The organism is Pollutimonas rozaliensis (genome assembly GCF_048751585.1).
Taxonomy (GTDB): Bacteria; Pseudomonadota; Gammaproteobacteria; order Burkholderiales; family Burkholderiaceae_B.
This window is the reverse complement of sequence record NZ_JAZHOB010000166.1, coordinates 1-265: the sequence shown is the minus strand read 5'-3', so window position 1 is coordinate 265 and position 265 is coordinate 1. Positions and strand designations below refer to the sequence as shown.

Annotated in this window: 1 protein-coding gene; it reads right to left on the bottom strand. The window is 35.1% G+C overall.

What is annotated here, in order from left to right; genetic code table 11:
• Nucleotides 1-41: 41 nt before the first annotated feature.
• Nucleotides 42-265: hypothetical protein (locus V0R37_RS22415; RefSeq protein WP_420376597.1), on the bottom strand; the 224-nt coding region annotated here is incomplete at its 5' end.

The window sequence follows — 265 nt, the reverse complement described above, 5'->3', positions numbered from 1 at the left end:
TAGTAATTTTCATAAACACAACCCCAAACCCTTTTCTTTAATTATACCAAGTTCAGCTGTGTATCTGAAATTTTTGATTGTTTTTTAACTGCCGAATAATCCAGAATACCTTCAACAGTAGATAAAAAGTCATTTGTCAAACGCTGCTCTTGAAAACTCTTTTTGCTGTGGATATAAGCAGCCATTTCAATTTTTAGTCGATTTCGCATGATATCATCTCTCACAAAGTCTGCGGCCATCTCTTTCTGTTCATCGCTCATTTGGT